This is a genomic window from Paenibacillus periandrae (assembly GCF_022458865.1).
In the GTDB taxonomy this organism is placed as follows: domain Bacteria; phylum Bacillota; class Bacilli; order Paenibacillales; family NBRC-103111; genus Paenibacillus_S; species Paenibacillus_S periandrae.
The window spans coordinates 405,929-419,859 of sequence record NZ_JAJNMU010000004.1 but is presented as its reverse complement, the minus strand read 5'-3'; the positions used below and the strand labels follow the sequence as shown (position 1 = coordinate 419,859).

At 41.3% G+C, this 13,931-nt stretch carries 13 protein-coding genes and 1 pseudogene; 11 read left to right on the top strand and 3 right to left on the bottom strand.

Annotated features, from left to right (window positions below):
• The first annotated feature begins 1 nt into the window (after position 1).
• The 4 genes from LRL21_RS08995 to LRL21_RS08980 all read left to right on the top strand — a co-directional run bounded on the left by LRL21_RS08995 (position 2) and on the right by LRL21_RS08980 (position 4,073).
• On the top strand, positions 2-871 hold the full coding sequence (locus LRL21_RS08995; protein ID WP_240415433.1) for a carbohydrate ABC transporter permease: 870 nt from the start codon (positions 2-4) through the stop codon (positions 869-871).
• Between the two features lie 22 nt (positions 872-893).
• Positions 894-1,718 (top strand): carbohydrate ABC transporter permease, encoded by an 825-nt coding sequence (locus LRL21_RS08990; RefSeq protein ID WP_240415432.1) that lies wholly within the window; start codon positions 894-896, stop codon positions 1,716-1,718.
• A 54-nt stretch (positions 1,719-1,772) separates the two neighbouring features.
• Positions 1,773-2,591, top strand: a complete 819-nt coding sequence (locus LRL21_RS08985; protein ID WP_240415431.1) for a histidinol-phosphatase — start codon at positions 1,773-1,775, stop codon at positions 2,589-2,591.
• Positions 2,592-2,837: 246 nt separating this feature from the next.
• Entirely contained in the window at positions 2,838-4,073 is a 1,236-nt protein-coding gene (locus tag LRL21_RS08980) for an MFS transporter (protein WP_240415430.1), read from the top strand.
• Between the two features lie 127 nt (positions 4,074-4,200).
• On the opposite strand, the gene LRL21_RS08975 is transcribed toward LRL21_RS08980, so the two are convergent.
• Positions 4,201-4,746 carry an IS630 family transposase gene (locus tag LRL21_RS08975; protein ID WP_338044597.1) on the bottom strand — a complete coding sequence of 182 codons (546 nt, stop codon included), beginning with the start codon at positions 4,744-4,746 and terminating at the stop codon, positions 4,201-4,203.
• A pseudogene (locus LRL21_RS08970) lies at positions 4,733-5,275 on the bottom strand (IS3 family transposase); the annotation flags it as partial. The pseudogene LRL21_RS08970 and the gene LRL21_RS08975, both read right to left, overlap by 14 nt.
• Positions 5,276-5,357: 82 nt before the next feature.
• Here LRL21_RS08970 and LRL21_RS08965 point away from each other — a divergent pair.
• The 4 genes from LRL21_RS08965 to LRL21_RS08950 all read left to right on the top strand — a co-directional run bounded on the left by LRL21_RS08965 (position 5,358) and on the right by LRL21_RS08950 (position 8,548).
• Entirely contained in the window at positions 5,358-5,780 is a 423-nt protein-coding gene (locus LRL21_RS08965; RefSeq protein ID WP_240415428.1) for a GNAT family N-acetyltransferase, read from the top strand.
• A 229-nt stretch (positions 5,781-6,009) separates the two neighbouring features.
• Positions 6,010-6,777, top strand: coding sequence for an AAA family ATPase (locus tag LRL21_RS08960; protein WP_240415427.1), 768 nt, complete (start codon positions 6,010-6,012; stop codon positions 6,775-6,777).
• A gap of 170 nt (positions 6,778-6,947) precedes the next feature.
• A complete protein-coding gene (locus tag LRL21_RS08955; RefSeq protein WP_240415426.1) occupies positions 6,948-7,523 on the top strand; it encodes a histidine phosphatase family protein in 576 nt (191 codons plus the stop codon).
• A 182-nt stretch (positions 7,524-7,705) separates the two neighbouring features.
• Positions 7,706-8,548: a tyrosine-type recombinase/integrase gene (locus LRL21_RS08950; protein ID WP_240415425.1), complete on the top strand. Its 843-nt coding sequence runs from the start codon at positions 7,706-7,708 to the stop codon at positions 8,546-8,548.
• A gap of 167 nt (positions 8,549-8,715) precedes the next feature.
• Here the strand turns inward: LRL21_RS08950 and LRL21_RS08945 are convergent, their stop codons facing one another.
• On the bottom strand, positions 8,716-8,877 hold the full coding sequence (locus LRL21_RS08945; protein WP_240415424.1) for a hypothetical protein: 162 nt from the start codon (positions 8,875-8,877) through the stop codon (positions 8,716-8,718).
• A gap of 229 nt (positions 8,878-9,106) precedes the next feature.
• Between LRL21_RS08945 and sigK the strand changes: the two genes are divergently transcribed.
• From sigK to LRL21_RS08930, 3 genes are all read left to right on the top strand, one after another.
• The gene (gene sigK / locus LRL21_RS08940) at positions 9,107-9,676 is read left to right on the top strand and encodes an RNA polymerase sporulation sigma factor SigK (RefSeq protein WP_275900654.1); all 570 of its coding nucleotides are present in this window, start codon (positions 9,107-9,109) and stop codon (positions 9,674-9,676) included.
• Positions 9,677-10,030: 354 nt separating this feature from the next.
• Positions 10,031-11,554 carry an extracellular solute-binding protein gene (locus LRL21_RS08935; protein ID WP_240415423.1) on the top strand — a complete coding sequence of 508 codons (1,524 nt, stop codon included), beginning with the start codon at positions 10,031-10,033 and terminating at the stop codon, positions 11,552-11,554.
• A gap of 7 nt (positions 11,555-11,561) precedes the next feature.
• Positions 11,562-13,928, top strand: coding sequence for a helix-turn-helix domain-containing protein (locus LRL21_RS08930; RefSeq protein ID WP_240415422.1), 2,367 nt, complete (start codon positions 11,562-11,564; stop codon positions 13,926-13,928).
• Positions 13,929-13,931 lie beyond the last annotated feature (3 nt).

Below are 13,931 nucleotides of genomic sequence, written 5' to 3'. Positions count from 1 at the left end.
TATGGTGATGAACAAGATCCGGCCATACTTAATGATTGCACCCGCCATTACGGTTTTTTGTTTGTTTTTTATTTACCCGATCGGATACATGATTTATTTAAGTATGCACGACTGGAATTTTGTAAGTCCCGAAAAATCATTTGTTGGCTTCGCCAATTTTAAGATGCTTTTTTCTGAGCGTGAATTCATTGAAGTCATGGGAAACACTTTCACGTATACGATACTGACTGTGACTTTGACCATTGCTATTTCATTGCTACTAGCACTTTGGCTGAATCGACAGGGAGCCTTATATGGGTTTATACAGGGCGCCATTTTTAGCCCGCATATTATTTCCCTTGTATCCGTGTCAATGCTTTGGAAGTGGCTAATGGATACTGATTATGGATTATTAAACTGGTTCTTAAATTTAATCGGTTTCTCGAATGTTCCATGGTTGACAGATCCAAGCACTGCGTTACTATCACTTGTAATTGTTGCCATTTGGAAAGGTATTGGTTTTAATACCTTAATTTTTATTGCAGGGCTTCAAAGTATACCTCGTGATATATATGAAGCAGCGGAGCTTGATGAAGCCAGCAAAGCGCATACGTTTTTTAAGCTAACGCTTCCGATGCTGTCTCCAACATTGTTTTTCTTAACAAGTATAGGTTTAATTAGCTCCTTCCAAGTGTTTGAAACAATATCCATCATGACTAGCGGTGGACCAATTAACTCAACGAACACATTTGTTTATTACATTTACGAAAATGGATTTCGTTTCTTTAAAATTGGGTATGCGTCAGCAGCGGGAGTGATCTTGCTCGTTATTGTGAGTTTGGTAACGATTGTCTACTTTCGAATTCTTTCGCAAAGAGTTCATTACCGATAACTTGGAGGCTTGGAGGATATGTATGAAATCATTATCGATAGGAAAGGTATTAAATGGAATCGGACTTATTTTTGTAGTCATTGTATTCGCCATGCCATTTGTCTGGATGATCTCTACATCGTTTAAAACTTTAAGTGAAACCCTTATGTTTCCTCCAAAGTGGATACCGGACCAATTGGTATGGGAAAACTTCACAAAAGCATGGAATTCAGGTCCGTTTATGCATTATCTTTTAAATAGCCTGGTAGTCTCCATTGTCATCCTTTTATTTCAATTTATAACTATTATACCGGCAGCTTATGCGTTTGCACGTTATCAATTTATAGGAAGCAATATTTTCTTTGCGCTAACAATGATTACATTAATGATTCCCGGCCAATTAATAGTCCTTCCAGTATATTTGCAAATGAGCTCATGGGGACTACTTGATACAATATGGGCACTTATTTTGCCATTTTCTTCGAGTGCATTTGGGATTTTTATGTTACGCCAGTCATTTATGCAAGTACCTGATGAGCTTCTTGAAGCGGCAAGACTAGATGACGCATCGGAATGGAAAATCATTATCGACCTCATGATTCCAATGGCAAAACCTGTACTCATTACATTTGCATTATTCAGCTTTATTGGCCATTGGAACGATTATTTTTGGCCGCTCGTTATGACAACAAGTGATGCAGCCCGTACGCTGCCACTCGGAATTTCAAAATTAATGGTCGTAGAGGGTGGGATAGCCTGGAATGTAATGATGGCTGGTAACATGATACTCGTTATTCCAATTTTAATTGTGTTTTTCTTTGCCCAGCGTCAAATCATTCGCGCGTTCGTATATACAGGCGTAAAATAAATGAGAAGAAATGACGAAGTATGAATTTCCCATTTTAGTAGGAGGCCTTAGATAATGACGAATTCAATAAAATTTGATCTGCACACTCACCATCATCGCTGTGGACATGCTATCGGCACAATTGAGGATTATGTAAAGCAAGCCATAGAATATGGGTTGCAATATATTGGGATCTCTGACCATTCTCCATACTTTTATAGTGAAGAAGACCATCTCTATCCAAAGCTCGCAATGGCAAAAAGTGAACTTGTCCCTTATGTTGAGGAAGTACTTCGCTTAAAAGAAAAATATGAAGATAAAATCCACGTCTTATTAGGAATGGAAAGTGACTTCTTCAATGATCATATTGAAGTTTACCGTGAACAATATCTTTTACACCCTTTTGACTACATTATTGGGTCTGTTCATGATGTTCAAAACATTGACATTTTTAAAAAAGATCGTTGGAATGGTTTAACCGCTCAAGAACAGTTTAAAGTTAAAAAAGAATACTATGATTTGATACAGAAATCTGCCAAAAGCGGTATGTTTCAAATCCTGGGTCACATTGATGCAATGAAAGCATATTACCCAGCCTTTTCAGCTATTGAAACAGACGCTATTGAAAAAACGCTGAAAGTCATTGCTCAAGAAGATATCGCGATTGAGATCAATACATCTGGAAAAATAAAAGATTGTGGTGAATGGTATCCGGCAGATGACATTTTAGAACGCGCTCTGTTCTATAATGTGAAGGTAACATTTGGATCAGATTCACATAAACCTGAACGGATTAGTGATGAATTTGAACTAGTGCAAAAAAGACTAAAAGAGATTGGCTATACTGAGTGGGCTTACTTTGTTAAAAAGCAAAGGATTCTGACTACACTTTAAAAGGGACAAAATGAAGTAATTACCTTAGACCTTTAGAAGTAATTACCTTAGACCTTTAAAGGTAACTAAGTAATTACTCTTTTTATTATGCTTTTATTTATGTCTACAGCGAATTTTTTCCGGGTGCCTGCCCGCGTCTATCGCCTACGAAAAATTGGTTTTGCAGTTACCGGGACGGCAAATATGATGAGAATTTGGCATGGAATCGTCATCAATTGTTCGAACTATTAAAGGAGATCAGACACGATGTGGAAAACGCTCAAAGACATGTTTGATCTATCGCCCGGCGTTCGACGCTTTATCGCGACGGAAGCGTCTTTAGGAATCGGCATCGGGATGTTTCAACTGGTGCTTAACCTGCATTTACTTGACGTGAAGCTGAACGAGGAGCAAATCGGCGAGCTGACCTCCGTCGGCGCGCTGTTTATGGGACTCATATCCGTGCCTTCCGGCTTGCTTGCCGGCCGAATTAGCCGCAAGAACGCGCTCGTCATCGGCCTCTTCCTGCACGCCTCCGGCTACGTCGGCTTCGGCTTCGGCAGCACACTGCCAGTGTTTTATGCTTCCCAGTTGCTCATGACGCTCGGGATTACGCTGCTAACCACGTCCGAGATCCAGCTTCTTTACCACTATAGCCGATCGCAAAAGGAAGAAATCCGCGCGTTTAGCCTGCTGTTTGCAATCTTTACGTTGTTCGTCGGAATCGGCACGCTGCTTGGCGGCTACTTGCCAATATGGCTCGGGGGACATACGTCGATCTACCAGGGGACCATATTCGCCGCATCAGTCATGCTGTTTGCGGGTTGTATCTCCCGCGCAATGCTGCTTCCCAAGGAACCGAAGTCGGAGCCGACCGCACCGGCCGTGTCTGCGGCGCGCGCTAATTCTCGAACCGGAGCATGGAAGCCGAGCCGCATGGTATGGATTCTCGGCATTTTCATGCTGCTGAACGGCCTCGCCTTCGGCTTTCTCGCCCCTTATCTGAACGTTATCGTAAAATTCCGCCTAGGCTGGGCAGATACCTCCGTCTCGCTATTGCTGACGGCGGCGGGCGTCTTCACGTTCATCGGTTCGATGCTGATGCCGGTGCTGCTGGAGCGGTTCAGCGCAAAGAAAGCGTATTTTTACGTTTATGCGGCCAATTTCGCGTTTACTGCGCTGCTCGTCGCCGCATTTCCGTCCTTTCTTTTCGGCGCTTTGCTGCTCCTGCGAGGCGGCGCCTTCACGCTCTTGACGAATATGACCGTTTCGCAAGCGATGTCGTGCATTTCAGAGAAGGAACGTAACTTGTTCGCCGGCATGCGGACGGTCTTTGGAAGCGCCGGCTCCGCAGTGTCCTCCTATGCGACGGGATTCATTTTGGCCGGCAAAAACTATTCGCTTCCTTTCCTGCTCACGACGGTCGCGATCGCGGCGGGCTTCGTCTATTTTCTCATCTGGGTGCGCCCCCTGTTCCAAGCGAAGCTAGAGGAAAGCGGATAAAGCGAATGCGATCCAAGTCATTCTCGCCGCCGGCGGCATCCCGGTGTAGGTGCACCTTGGGCAGATGGGCATTGAGGTTAGACATCCGGATCATACCCCGATGGATGAGGCTAGTACCTTGACCGCATCAAATTTCAGGATACAGATGTATCAATTTGCCTCTGGCCTGCTGAGTGGAAAAGTGCCACTCTACGGACTTCAGTGCCTGGTTACGGTCGACTTCCCATGCCGTAATTTCACTTTGCAATTGATCGATGGAGCCAATGCGTCGATCCAGACATTGGATCGTCATCGCACTCAACTCAATTTCCGCTATGTTCAACCAGCTTCCGTGCTTGGGGGTGTAATGGATTTCCAAGCGCTGGGCCAGCGATAATGCCAGTTCCGGCGCAAACGCTTCATACAAAGAAGAAATCGTGTGCGTGTTCAAATTATCCATGACGAGCCGAATCTGTTTCGCATAGGGATAGTGTACTTCGAGTAATTCCTTAATTTGCATGGCCCAATCCACTTTGGTCCGTCGCTCACTGGCTTGTACATGGCCCCATCCAACTAAAGGCTCTGTAAACAAGAAGACGCTGCAACTTCCCTTACGGACATACTCGTAGTCTTCCCGACGCACTTGTCCGGGTTTCATCGGTTCGGATGGACGAGAATCCTCAAGAAGTTGGATCGATTGTTAGGAATGGCGGGACATAATCGTTGGAGGAATGCGTTCTCCGACGGTTGTAAAAGAATTCGATGTATTCAAAAACAGCTTTCTTAGCCTCAGCTCGTGTCTTGAATGTGTAATCATTGAGCCATTCCATTTTCAACTTTCCCCAAAAGGATTCCATTGGAGAATTATCATAACAGTTTCCTTTGCGACTCATGCTGCAGATAAATCCGTTCTTCTCAAGAAGTTTCTGGTAACCTTTACTGGCGTATTGAACGCCGCGATCAGAATGTACAATAAGTCCTTTGGATGCACCTGTGCGGCCAATTGCTTGCTTCAGAGCCGCACAGACAAGCTCTGTTTTCATACGACTATCCATCGCCCAGCCTACGAGTTTTCGGCCATGTAAATCCAACACGCCAGCGAGATATAGCCATCCTTCAGCCGTTGCTATGTAGGTAATATCACTCAACCACTTCTCATTGGGTTTGCTTGTGGTAAAGTCCTGGTTCACAATGTTATCTGCAACAGGGAGGTTATCTTGATTATAATTGTTTCCTACAACACCAAATTCTGGGTGTTAATGATATACTAAACTATATCTTGAATTGAACAGGAGTTGTATGCACATGGATTTACATATAACGAATGAGACTAATGATGCCGCTAAATCATATGTCGTAAACAAAATGATTGAATATAATTTAAGGCATTTCCCAGACGATTTGAAGGGCAGGTATCAAATCGTTAACCTGTATTTGCAAGATACCTATGGGAATATTTTCGGTGGGCTAGTAGGTGAAATATGTTGGAATTGGTTAGAGGTGCAGTATCTCTTTGTGGATGATGCCTATCGAAAGTTAGGATATGGGAAGAAACTCCTCTCGGAAGCTGAACAAATTGCAAAAGATAAAAACTGTGATTTTATGAAGCTAGATACTTTGAGCTTCCAAGCGTTAGATTTTTACAAGGAACAAGGTTTTGAAGTATTTGGAACGATACAAAATGCTGGCAGACACACTCATTATTATTTAAAAAAAGACATCCTATGAAGCTAATTCATTACGTTAACGGAGAACGATAGCTCAATAACAACAGGCTGCCGGCTTACGGCAGCCTGTTGAAGTAACGGGAGTTTTGCGTGGTGCTCTGTTGAACTTTGTTGAGGGATTGAATATGTATTTCTAGATTATGATAAGATTGCAAAGAGGTGATAAGTTGAGATGACCAATAAACAAAAAAATACCCAGTAAAGAAACACTAAAAATGGAGTGTTAAGATATGAATTCTCATGAATTTTTTTTAAGACAGATTCAGCTGAAGAGACAAAGTATCTCTTCCTACAATTACTATCCTTTTAGTCTAGGGGTAATTAAAAGTCTCGATAAGCTTGATTTCCACCCCAAGGTAACATATATAGTTGGTGAAAATGGAATGGGAAAATCAACACTAATGGAGTCAATTGCTGTTGCGTGGGGGTTTAATCCTGAGGGTGGGACTATAAACTTTTCATTTTCAACTCGATCTACTCATTCTAGCCTATATGAATATATTCAATTGATAAAAGGTCCTCATCGACCCAAAGATGGTTTCTTTTTTAGAGCTGAAAGTTACTATAATCTTGCTACAAATATTGATGATCTTGATAGTCAATTTTCTTTCGGTCGTCCAATTAAAGAATCTTACGGTGGGAAGTCATTACATGAACAGTCACATGGTGAGTCGTTTTTTTCAACATTCGTCCATCGTTTTAGAGGCAAAGGATTATATATTTTGGATGAACCTGAGGCTGCATTGTCCCCACTCCGTCAAATGGCGATGCTTGCTCGAATTCATGAATTGGTTCAACAAAACTCACAATTTATCATTTCAACTCACTCCCCAATCCTTATGGCATATCCAGATTCGATTATATATAATCTGAAACCAGATGGAATTGAAATCAGGTCTTTGGAGGAAACCGATCATTACGTGATTATGAGGCAGTTTCTAAATAACAAAGACAGCATGCTCAAGCAGTTATTTGAGAATCAAGCAAAAGACGAATGAAAGAAATTTACGAGTGTGAGTTATGCTAAAGGGTACAAGAGCTAAATAGACTACAACACGAGGTTGCCGCAGGAGTGACCGTAGCCTCGTTAAGCTATTGGGCAGTTTAGTCAAAATATATGGTACTATTTGGATAGAGGAAAATGGTTAGTTGAATATGGGGGGGAGGAATGGCGACCACAGTAGGGATTATCAGGCATGGTGTGACCGAATGGAATAAAGATGGTAAGGCTCAAGGTATATCCGATATACCTCTAAACGAAGAAAGAATAAGGCAAGCTATTGCATTGGCTAATAGGCCCTCCCAAGAAGAATGGGACATTATTTTCTCTAGCAATCTGATAAGAGCAAAACAAACGGCTGAAATAATACGAAAATCTTTGGGACTAGACGCCGTATTCACTGATGAACGCATTAGGGAAATTAATTGTGGGCTAATTGAGGGGACTACCGAGGAAGAACGCATTGCTCGTTGGGGTGTTAATTGGCGTGAACAAAACATTGGTATGGAAGATTTTAAAATGGTAGCTAATCGTGGACTAAGCTTTCTCGAAGAGCAGATTGTAGAACATGCTAATAAAAGAATCTTAATTGTAAGTCATGACGCATTGATAGGTTTGTCATTGCAACATCTTTTACCCCAACAATTTAAAAAAACGTATATTGATAATACCTCTTTAACTATTCTTACGCACATTAAAAACGAATGGGCATGTCAATTATACAACTGCACCAAGCATCTTTAACAGTGGCGGATTGAGCTAACTGGGTACGTTAATTTAATAAGAATCGCTGGCTTGCTACACAGTTAGATGATCCCACCAATTTTGCAAACAACGGAAAACGATAGCTTAATATTGGAATATAAGATTAAACCCTCCCATTTCTAGCGACACTAGAATTAACAAAACTTGGGAGGGTTTTTAATATGAATTTAAAAGATCTATGGATGCTATATGAAGCTGATAAACGTATTATGGGATACAGCTCACACACAATTAAAGCATACTCTCTACAATTAAAGATGTTAGTACTTGAACTTGGTGATCTTGAACTAGAGGAAATAACTCTAATCATACTTAAAGACTATTTGGCGAGGGTATCAGGGAGATTAAAACCTAGTAGTTTAGGCCATCGAATTCGATTCGTACGTTCCCTTTTTCGTTTTGCATTTGAAGAAGGACATCTCACGCGAAATCCTTCTATTAAGTTGAGAGAACCGATGATGGACAAACGAATTCCGAAATTTCTGATTGAGGAGGATGTAATTCATCTTAAGATCTCCTGTCACTCACATCGAGAGCATGCATTATTAGAGTTTCTATATTGCACAGGATGCCGCGTTGGAGAAGTTCAGCAAATAAACCTAGAAGACATCAACTGGGAGAACTGCTCAGCTATTGTGAATGGTAAAGGATCCAAACAAAGAGAGGTCTATTTTACTACGGAGTGTAAGGTTTGGCTTAAGAGGTATCTGGGGAGCAGAAGTGATACTTGTAAAGCATTGTTTGTCACCGAAACTAATCCTATCCGTCGATTGACGATTCCAACAATACGTTGGTCTTTGAAAAAGCTTGCTAAACGAGGTGATATTACTGCGAATGTATATCCACATCGATTCCGCCATACGTATGCCTGCCAATTGTTAGATAACGGAGCACCGTTAGAATTTATTCAGGGGATGCTCGGACATGAGAAAGCATCTACAACTCAGATTTACGCCCAACTGCGCGGTGAGCGTAGGAGGGAATTATATCGTCGTTATTTTTAAGCATAATCAATGTATCGCATTTACCCAAGAACATCAAAGTAAGGGACGATTAGCTCACTGCTACAATGATTAAGGTTGATTTTAGTTGGAAGCGATCAATTTTTTTGGGGAAATATTTCAGATGCTTTCTTTGATAAAGCCAAGCTTAGCTTTTTGTTATTTAAGTATCACATTGAATTGGTACGTGTTTCTAGCGAACCATGAGTCTCCGACTCTAACAAAATCCTTGCAATATTCGCGAATAATCCCAGCGTTGTCGAGCATTTCATCTTTGCTTGTGATAATGCTGCTGCGAAGAGTTCTATATCGGTAGATAAAGTTTTTTTCATTACTAAAGAGCCTCCAAGATGTATACATCATTAAATAATCTGAAAATGGGGTTTCTTGATTATCTATTCAAGATTAGAACATATTTAGTGAAAAATGTAATTAAATTTTTAGAATATTACCTATAAGTCTTAGAATATTGGAAGCATAAGTTTGCCGTAGTAAATTGAAAGCATAAGCATTCCAAAACGGCAAACTTATGGGTTAAGTTGCAACAGGTACCTTTGAATTATGAATTCATCAAGGTGGCCTATCATGGTAGCAAAACATTTTACATCGCTTTGTGTACATATCGTCAAAAAATTCGACAACACAGGGGAGGATTTAGAGGATTTAATCTCCATTGGTACGATTGGGCTGATCAAAGCGATCGAATCTTTTTCCCCAGACAAAGGAACCAAGTTAGCTACGTTTGCTGCACGCTGCATCGAGAACGAAATACTTATGCATTTAAGATCACTTAAGAAAACGCGCAAGGATGTATCCCTGCATGACCCCATTGGAACAGATAAGGAAGGGAATGAGATCACGTTAATCGATATTCTGGGGTCAGAGGCCGACGACGTTGCCGATTTAGTACAACTAAAGATTGAAAAGTCGAAGATCTACCGGAATCTCGATATCTTAGAGGAGCGGGAACGGGAGGTCGTTGTTGGCCGTTTTGGTCTGGAGGCCGGTGGTGAGGAGAGGACGCAGCGAGAGATTGCCAAGTCGTTGGGCATCTCGCGTTCATATGTGTCGCGAATCGAAAAGCGTGCATTGATGAAGCTATATCATGAGTTTTATAAGGTGAAACGTTAGGAAATAGGATATGAACCTTTAACGAGTCTGCCTGGACGGCAGGCTCTAATCTATAAGTGAAGGGACGTAGTTGTCATGGACGAGCTGCTCCAAGTTGTTGAATCTTTTGGTGGTAATGCAAGATTTGCTGCGGAAAGCAGCTGACAAATCTTTTGCGAGCTGCGTGCGTCGGAAAATAGATAGATATTTCGGACATTCCTTCTCAATTGTAGTGCAGATTCCTCTGATATAATGTCAACTTGTAGGACACATTCTACAATTTTAATTAATGTCTATTGTTTGCCGTGTCTCAAATTTATATGATTCTAACAGGCATAAACAATAGCCTATTATTAAAGAGAGGAGCATTACAATATGAGTTGGACGAAGTGTTCTTTAGTAACATTATGTTCCCTGCTGCTGCTCACGGCATGCTCGGGCAATAGTGAGGGGGGAAATCTGAAAGATAAGGAAGCAAGTGATACGGGGGTTAAAAAGCCTTTAAAGATGAGTATGGCGTGGCCATTGTACAACGAATTGCCAGATATGAACAATGCATATTGGACAGAGTTCAAGAAAAGGGCCAATGTAGATCTAGATGTTCAGTGGATTCCTAGTGCGAACTACCAACAGAAATTAGAACTGATGATAGCAACTGGAGATATTCCGGAGGTCGTGCAAGGCCTTGGATTAAATATTCCTTCCTTCTACAAGGCTATTGAGAACGATTATTTCTGGGACTTAACGCCGTTCTTAGGCGATTTCTCTAAATATCCGAATTTAAAGAAAAATGCGGAACTGGGTGTCTTTGATTCCACCAAAATTAACGGGAAAATTTATAGCATCCCCCGAATGAGATCCCAAGTGCAAAACAGTATTCATATGCGAAAAGACTGGTTAGATAAATTGAATATTCCCGTACCAACCACACTAGAAGAATATAAAGAGGCATTGAAGAAGATAGTAAAAGCAAATCCTAACGGTCAGGGAACGATTGGAATTTCAGGGTGGGGTGTCTTGATGAAGGATCTGGATGTTCCATTTATGCCTGCGTTTGGTGTTTATGAACTGACCTTTGATTCGGGCGGCGGGTTAATAAAAGAAGTATTAACCCCGCAATACGCGGATATGGTGGAATGGTTCCGGGGATTGTATTCCGATGGAGTGCTGCCTAAAGAATTTCCGACGCTGAAAGACAAACCGGCTGAGGATTTATTTGCTTCCGGTAAAGCTGCTTCCTATGGACGTGTTATTAACAGGGACTGGACGTATACGGAAACCAACCGTAAAATTGATCCCAGTGCAATGGTCCAGTCCTTGGTGTTGAAGGGTCCCAAGGGATATGCAATCAACTTGCGTCAACCCTATGCCGCTGGCATGTACATCTCAAAGAAAGTACCTGAAAGTAAGGTAAGGGAGATTCTTGATTATAATGAAAGAACCGCAACGAAAGCGTTCTTGCAGCTTGGCGAATATGGGATAGAAGGCGTTCATTATAACATGGTCGATGGGTATCCCAAGATGACGGAAACCGGCTTTAAAGAGATGGTACTATCAAGCTACGATCTTATTCCTGCTGTGTATGACGTCGGATTCAAAATTAGGAACCCCAATGCGCCTGCCCAATTCAATAAGGATACCGAAGTGCTAGCCAAGGAATACATGGAAAAGGGAAAAGTTAACCCATTTGCGACCCTTATCTCAAGCACGTGGAGTGAGACCTGGCCCAAATATTCGGATGAGTATGATACTAAAATCGTTCAAGCGGTAGTTGGGGCCATTACGATGGAGCAGTTTCGGGAGCACCAGGCTAGCCTGAGAAACAAACCTGATATGAAAAAGGCATTTCAGGAATTTGCGCAGAATGAAAAGGATATTAGACAATCGCTAGGCAAATGATCGGACAATGCAGCAGCTAAGAAGCAAGGGGGTTCACATGCGAAACCGAATATATCGATCCTGGCATAAGTTTAAACATACGCTTCACGATCATAAAGGGAAATATTTCCATCGGCTTATTTGGGTTGGTATGGTTTCGTCCTGTGTACCTGTACTACTTGCGGGATTGTTGTACTATCAAATATCTGTTAACAATATTTACTTGAAGACTGAAGACGACACCAAAGTCAGTCTTAAGCTAGTCAGTGAGCGAGTTGAAAACATCTTTGTTGAGACTCAATTAGCAGCTCAAAAGTTAGTTATGAATCCTCTGGTATCGGGTTCTGTTTCTAACATTGATTTTGAAGAAAAAATAGTCTTTCGTGCTAAATTGCTAGACTTGATGGGCCAAGTTCAACAAGATAAACAATTTATCATGGACATTGTACTGTATGAGTTTGAATCCAACTCCATATTAAGTGCAGTGGAAGGTACGCTTCCATCTGGTAAGTACAAGCCCAATATGAATTTTTTGGATATTGCCACCCAATCTTCATTTACAGCACTTTGGTACAGTTCCTTTAATGAAAGCCAAACAGGAGAATTGTATTATATTCATAAGGTTGGCTATAACAAAAACAAAGGATTTAAGGGGTTAATCATTGTTCAGGTAAATGCGGATCTCGTCAGAAATTATTTTAAAGAGAGCATTTTGCAATTTCCAGGCAGGTTTCACGCTGTAACGGACTCTGACGGTAAAGTGCTATTATACGATAACTATCCTGCCGGAGAATCTGAGGAGTTGGGGAGCATTTTACACGAGATGAACCAATCCACTACTAATTCCGATTTCTTTCGAGCCTCGAATGCGAGTAAAGAGCAGTGGTTATATGCTTACCAAAAAGCGCCTTCAGCAAGAATGTATGTTACCTTCATGCCCGAGGAAAATTTGTATCAGCAGTTGGTATGGATCCGTTGGGTTACAGCTTTTACATGCCTAGGATTTGTTTCTTTTGGGATCATTCTGACGATAATTACCTCCATCAGCCTTTACAGTCCCATTCAGCAACTTATCCTACAAAGTAAAAATATGAAGTTGCCCCGCGGCACCGGCGTGAGCCGGAATGAGCTGGCGTTCTTAATCGAGTGTCTTAAGTACGTAGAAGAGCTAAATCATGAAAGATCGGATTTAAGTGCACATTTGAACAAGTTGCAGCCCGATTTAAGAGAGAGATTTCTTCAGAGATTACTTCAAAACAATTACTCAGGAGGACAACAGCTGCTAAACGAGTGCGTAGAATTAAAAATTCCTATTGAGGGATATTTCTCGGTAATTGTGGCAGAGTATGAGAACATTTACAGAGACTCAAGATTTTCTCCCGACGATAAATCCATATTAGAATTTGCACTAGCCAATATTATGAATGAGCTCCTTGGGGACCAGCCAATTTTAAGCGGAAATGTCGTAAGTATGACTGAAAACAATGTAGCAGTGGTACTTTATCACTGTGGCGATATGAATACCCTCGAAACCGCACAAGATTATGCATTGTCTATCGTACAAGCTGTGAAGAAGTATTTAAAACTTCAAGTGTCTATCGGCATGGGAAGTGTTTACACACATATTTCAGATATAGGTGTTTCCTACGATGAAGCGCTTACGGCTCTGAGACACAGAATCTATTTGGATTCAAAGCCCATTTATTACTTTGAAGCTGTTGAATTGCGAAAAAAGCAATCCATTGTTATCTATCCCGCAAAGGAAGAAAAACAGATCATTGACTGTATGGGCCAGGGGGACTTGAGCGGAGCAAATCAAGGTTTACATCTATTCTCTATTGCTGTCCGCAAGTCAAATTCGTATACATTTGTTTTTCAATCTTACCATTTATTGCTTGCTTCAGTCATTCGCTCGATGAACCAACAAGAGAGTTCTCTTTCTATAATTCTCGAAAATAACTTGTTTGACCAACTCAAGGAAAAAAGAACTACCCTTGAGATTTGCAACTGGTATCAGGAAGTATGTTTTCCATTGTTATTTAGTTTCAACACTATTAACGACAGTGTATCCCTACGGGGGAAAAACGAAATTCAGCTCATATGTGACTACATTCGTGAAAATATCAATTCGGATATCTCGTTGACGAGGTGTGCCGAAATGGTTTCGTTTACTCCCAATTATGTAAGCACATTATTTAAAAAAATGATGGGTTTCTCATTCGTTGAATATGTTGTTCATTGCAAGGTGGAGGAAGCTAAAAGGCTATTGGTGGAAACCGACTTTACTCTTGCTGAAATTGCTTCAACAATAGGGTACTCAGAAAGAAACCTAAGCAGGGTGTTTCAGAAGCTTACGGATATGACACCGGGAAGTTTCCGCAATCGATACAAATAAGAT